The 5,322-nt window shown below is 41.7% G+C and carries 4 protein-coding genes and 1 pseudogene; 3 read left to right on the top strand and 2 right to left on the bottom strand.

Features of this window, described 5'->3' with window-relative positions; translation table 11 throughout:
• Positions 1-185 precede the first annotated feature (185 nt).
• Both mgtE and bioB read left to right on the top strand, forming a co-directional pair.
• Positions 186-1,538 (top strand): magnesium transporter, encoded by a 1,353-nt coding sequence (gene mgtE / locus VF500_RS30615; RefSeq protein WP_330863286.1) that lies wholly within the window; start codon positions 186-188, stop codon positions 1,536-1,538.
• Between the two features lie 177 nt (positions 1,539-1,715).
• On the top strand, positions 1,716-2,723 hold the full coding sequence (gene bioB / locus VF500_RS30610) for a biotin synthase BioB (RefSeq protein WP_330863285.1): 1,008 nt from the start codon (positions 1,716-1,718) through the stop codon (positions 2,721-2,723).
• A 77-nt stretch (positions 2,724-2,800) separates the two neighbouring features.
• Here the strand turns inward: bioB and VF500_RS30605 are convergent, their stop codons facing one another.
• Positions 2,801-3,574: a hypothetical protein gene (locus tag VF500_RS30605; protein ID WP_330863284.1), complete on the bottom strand. Its 774-nt coding sequence runs from the start codon at positions 3,572-3,574 to the stop codon at positions 2,801-2,803.
• A gap of 144 nt (positions 3,575-3,718) precedes the next feature.
• Positions 3,719-4,210, bottom strand: a complete 492-nt coding sequence (locus tag VF500_RS30600; RefSeq protein ID WP_121224962.1) for a YajQ family cyclic di-GMP-binding protein — start codon at positions 4,208-4,210, stop codon at positions 3,719-3,721.
• Between the two features lie 193 nt (positions 4,211-4,403).
• Between VF500_RS30600 and VF500_RS30595 the strand changes: the two are divergent.
• Positions 4,404-5,322, top strand: a pseudogene (locus VF500_RS30595) (polyphosphate kinase 1); the annotation flags it as partial.

The following is a 5,322-nucleotide window of genomic DNA, read 5'->3' as shown; positions in this document are numbered from 1 at the left end:
CAGCTTTCCATTCGTAAAACACAGGTTGAACAGGCACTTTTTAAATTGAGCAAAGTGAGCGGTACAACGGTTAAGTATGATCATAGTATCTAACAGTTGAACTCCTTTACTTTACCAATCAGGGCACTGTTTTTGTGCCGATTTAATTCCTTAATTGTGGTGTAATTGTTTTAATTTAGTCGGGTATGCAATCTTTTGATTTAGATAAAACCGACCTGCTCCGCATTAAAACAGCGCTCGAAGCCGATGATGCTGAGTTAGAGAATGTTCTGAAGGAATACCACGCTTCGGAGATTGCTATACTATTTGAAAAACTTCAGCAGGAAGAAAAAGAAAGGATCATTAATATCCTCCCGGCCGACGTTGCTTCGGAAGTTTTATCCGAAATGGATGAAGAGCATGGCCCCGCCGAATTGCTTGTAAATCTTGATCCCGAGAAACGTACCGAGATAGTTGAAGAGCTTGACTACGATGACGCTACTGACATCATATCCCAGCTTGATGAGGAGGATCAGCAGGAGATCTTAGAGGATCTTGACCATGAAGATGCCAGCAGCATCCGCGCGCTGATGACCTATGCCGAGGATACCGCCGGTGGTTTGATGAACTCGGAGATCATCAAGGTGAACATCAACATGGATAAAAAAGATGCATTGGATGAGATCATCCGGCAATCCGAAGAGATGGAAGAGTTTTATACCATTTGTGTGGTTGATAATGACGACATCCTGAAAGGTATCCTCTCCATTAAAACAGTTATCAAAGCCCGCGCCGATGCCCGCATCAGCGATCTTGTTACTACTGACTTTGTTTATGTAAAAGCCGACCTTGACCAGGAAGAAGTAGCCCGCCTGATCAAACAATATAACCTTACCAGTATCCCGGTTGTTGATGACCATATGAAACTGCTTGGCCGGGTTACGGTAGATGATATCATCGATGTAATGGAGGAGGAGAACACCGAGGACATCCTGAAAATTTCCGGTGTGTCTGAAGATGAGGAACTGAGCGGTAATTGGGTGGAGGCTGTAAAAAGCCGTTTGCCATGGCTGGTGATCAACCTGGGTACCGCATTCCTTGCAGCGTCCATCATACGTACTTTTGATGATACTGTTGCCAAGCTTTCCATTATCTCGGCCTATATGACCATTATAGCGGGCATGGGCGGTAACGCTGCTACACAGGCATTGGCGGTAACTGTAAGGCGTATCTCTTTGAGCGATCTTTCCGATAAGCAAGCTTACAATACTGTATTAAAAGAGTTTTTGGTAGGCCTGATAAATGGTGCCGCTAACGGGCTCATCGTTTTTATAGTAGCATTCTTTTACGATGCCAATCCGCTGCTTGGTTTGGTGCTGTTTTTGGCGATGACAGGCAACCTCATTATAGCAGGCTTAACAGGCGCTTCTATTCCGCTGATATTAAAAAGGGTAGGGATCGACCCTGCGGTAGCTTCATCCATTATCATTACCACTTTTACCGACTGCATTGGCTTTTTATTGCCGCTTTGGTTGGCTACAAAGCTTTTATTGAAATGACAATTCCCGTAGGCCGTGTCCTCACGGTCAACCTTGCATATGGTGGTTTGTGAGGTCACAAACCGCGGGATTGGGAGTTGACTAATTAGCCTTATGCCACCCAAACATCATTTTATTTTACGCATTTTTGCTTTTAGCGTTTTATTATAAATTTGAACCATCAAAAACTGAGAGAGAATGACTGAAGTTAGACACAACTGGACGAAAGAAGAAATAGCTGAAATATACCATACGCCACTGCTTGACCTGATATACAAAGCAGCTACTATACACCGTGAAAATAAGGACTATGCAGAGGTGCAGATCAGTTCATTGATCTCGATAAAAACCGGCGGATGTTCTGAAGATTGTGCTTACTGCCCACAGGCTGCCCGTTATAACACAGGTGTGAATGTGCACGCCATAATGCCGAAAGATGAAGTTATTGCTGCTGCCGAAAAAGCAAAAGCGGGTGGCGCATCACGTTTATGCATGGGTGCTGCCTGGCGCGAAGTACGCGATAACCGCGATTTCGACAAGGTGATTGATATGGTAAAGGCAGTAAACAGCCTTGATATGGAAGTTTGCTGTACCCTTGGCATGCTTACCGAAAGTCAGGCGCAACGTTTGGCTGATGCTGGTTTATATGCCTACAATCACAACCTGGATACATCTGAAGAAGATTACAAACGTATTATCACTACCCGTACTTATGATGAGCGCCTGAAAACGCTTGAACATGTGCGCAAAGCTAAGATCACCGTATGTAGTGGTGGTATCATTGGTTTAGGCGAGACTGTTGCGGATAGGGTGTCTATGCTGAAAACATTATCAAACCTACCCAAGCACCCCGAATCGGTTCCTATTAATGCATTGGTACCTGTGGAAGGAACCCCGCTTGCTGATCAGCCGCGTGTTTCTGTTTGGGATATGGTACGCATGATCGCCACTACGCGTATCATCATGCCTAAAACTGTGGTTCGTTTATCCGCAGGCCGTACGGAGATGAGTACAGTTGAACAGGCATTCTGCTTCATGGCAGGTGCTAACTCTATTTTTGCTGGTGAGAAGTTATTAACGACACCAAATCCATCATTTGATACCGATATGGCTATGTTTGAATTGCTTGGTTTATCGCCGCGTAAAGCGTTTAAAAATGGTCGTCCGAATGACGTTAAGAAAGAAGAAGTTGAAGTAGCAGGTTAAAACTACTTAATCAATAAAATGCAAAAGCGACTGTCTCTTTTCGGGGCAGTCGCTTTTGTTTACTTTGAAACAGGTTATTACCTTGGTCTGAAATTGCCGCCGAAATCACCAACTATTCCTTTCAATTCTCCTTTATTATCGGCTTTATCAAACCTATCGAAATAAACAAATTTTGTGTTTCCGATAGACTTAAGCTTACCGGAATTTTCGGGTAAATCAAAATGATCGTACCATGTTATGTACACGCCAGCAATGGATTTTACCTTGCCGATATTTTCAGGCGCGTCAAACCGGGTGTAATAGGTAAATAGTGTGTTACCTATTGATTTTACCTTGCCTATGTTTGAATAATCATCAAATTGATCATATAAAGTAACAGGCATGCCATCTACCGACTTTAATTTCCCAAATTGATCCTTCGCATCAAACCGGTCATACCATTTAATACTGATATTTCCCACGGTCTTTATTTTTCCCTGGTTATCCATATCAAAGCGGTCGTAATAAGTAAACCGGGTATCGCCAATGGATTTTATTTTGCCTCGATTATCCAAGTCAAACCTGTCATAATACTTAATAGGTGTATTGCCTATTGACTTTAGCTTGCCAATATTATCAAATCCATCATACCGTGTAAGGTATTCTAAATGCCCGTCGCCCATTGCTATTGGTATAGCGCCTTTAATTAACAGATAGAGTATAACCTCATCATTAGTTAGTTCCGTACTCTTTAAATGTTTAAATCTGGAAGAAATTTCTGTTGGAGGATGATCGCCCGGAATGCTCTGTGCTTTGCAGAATGTATTCAGGTTTAAAAACAACGCCAGTATCAGAAAAGGTTTAGATAGCATATTTTAAATTTGGTGGATATAATGATAACGGGTATCCGTTACTATTATATGATGCAAAACTGTGCTGATGGTTTAGTTTGAAAAGTGGGTAAATAAAAAAAGACGCATCAAAATGCGTCTTTAAAAATATCATGGGAGTTTCGATTAGTCCCTCATGTTGATGTACTGCAAAGGCTGGCCAAAATCATCGGCGCGACAAAGACTGATAACAGCCTGCAGGTCGTCAATCTTTTTGCCTTGCACACGTACCTGGTCGTCCATAATGGAAGCCTGTACCTTAAGGCCGCTATCCTTTATCTTTTTAACAATTTTTTTTGCAACTTCCTTGTCAACTCCTTCTTTGATCTTGATCTCTTTGCGGATCATGTTGCCTGAGGCATATTGTTCCTTGCCAAAATCAAGTGCTTTGGGGTCAAGGTGTTGTTTAACCATACGGCTTATAATGCTGTCTTGTATGGCTTTAAGGCGCATATCGTTCTCGGTAACAATGGTTACTTCGTTGGTCTTTTTATCCAAATCGATAGTGCTTTTTGAATCGTTAAAGTCGTAACGGTTCAGGATTTCCTTTTTTGCGGTATTTATCGCGTTATCAAGCGTTTGTCCGTCTATTTTACTAACTATATCAAATGTTGGCATACGTAGTATATTGGTGGTAAATGTTTTGCAAAACTAATGTATTGTTAACACACATCGCAATATTGCAACAATTTGTTTAATTTCTGCAATAAATAATGGTGAATAAAAACAGGTTAATTCCTCATGAGTTAATATTAAGTTAACAAATAAATAAGCAGATTTGTAACATCTGGCTGTAAAGCAAGAAATATTTATGGATAAACAGGTTCCCTTAATTAACAGAGAAATAAGTTGGTTATATTTTAACGACCGGGTTTTGCAGGAAGCTGCCGACCCTACAGTTCCCCTGATTGACAGGATTCGTTTTTTAGCCATATTTTCATCCAACCTGGACGAGTTTTACCGTGTAAGGGTTGCCACACTCACCCGCTTAGCAGCCCTTAACGAAAAATCGAAGGAGATACTTGGTTATAATCCTAAAAAGGTACTTAACCAGATCAAGAATATCGTAGTAAGGCAGGAACGTAAGTTCAATAATCTTTACGAAAACATCATTGTTAAGCAGCTGGCCGAAGAAAAGATCTTTATCCTGAATGATAAACAGCTTAACGTAACCCGGGGTACCTTCGTGAAAAACTATTTCAGGGAGAAGCTGCTGGCTACATTGGTGCCTATCATGCTTAATGATACCTTACCGCTGCCTGAACTTAGGGATAGGGCTGTTTATTTTTTTGTAAAGCTTACCACAAATAAAAAAACGAGGTTTGCGCTTATCGAGTTCCCGGATAACCTTTCGCGCTTCGTTAAACTGCCCGATACCAATAACCTGAAGTTCCTTATCCTGCTTGATGATATTATCAGGTATAGTTTAGAGGACATCTTTTTCATTTTTGAGCATGATAGTATCGAGGCATATTCCATTCAGCTTACCCGCGACGCGGAGCTTGACCTGGATAAGGAAGTGAGCGAAAAGTTCATCGATTCCCTGTCAAAGAGCCTGCTAAAACGTAAAAAAGGTAAGCCGATGCGTTTGCTTTATGATTCAGACATGCCTATGGACATGCTGAAATACCTGGTAGGCAAAATGGGCCTGCATGGTGAAAGTCTGATCCCCGGTAACAGGTACCATAATTTTAAGAATTTCATCTCCTTCCCCAATGTTGGCGGCCCGG

The organism is Mucilaginibacter sp. (assembly GCF_036383575.1).
Taxonomy (GTDB): domain Bacteria; phylum Bacteroidota; class Bacteroidia; order Sphingobacteriales; family Sphingobacteriaceae; genus Mucilaginibacter.
This window is presented reverse-complemented; position numbering and strand designations above follow the sequence as displayed.

What these genes read in the sequence shown, in the direction of transcription:
- mgtE (WP_330863286.1), top strand. Translation starts at nt 186, where the DNA reads ATGCAATCTTTTGATTTAGATAAAACCGACCTGCTCCGCATTAAAACA.
- bioB (WP_330863285.1), top strand. Translation starts at nt 1,716, where the DNA reads ATGACTGAAGTTAGACACAACTGGACGAAAGAAGAAATAGCTGAAATA.
- VF500_RS30605 (WP_330863284.1), bottom strand. Translation starts at nt 3,574, where the DNA reads ATGCTATCTAAACCTTTTCTGATACTGGCGTTGTTTTTAAACCTGAAT.
- VF500_RS30600 (WP_121224962.1), bottom strand. Translation starts at nt 4,210, where the DNA reads ATGCCAACATTTGATATAGTTAGTAAAATAGACGGACAAACGCTTGAT.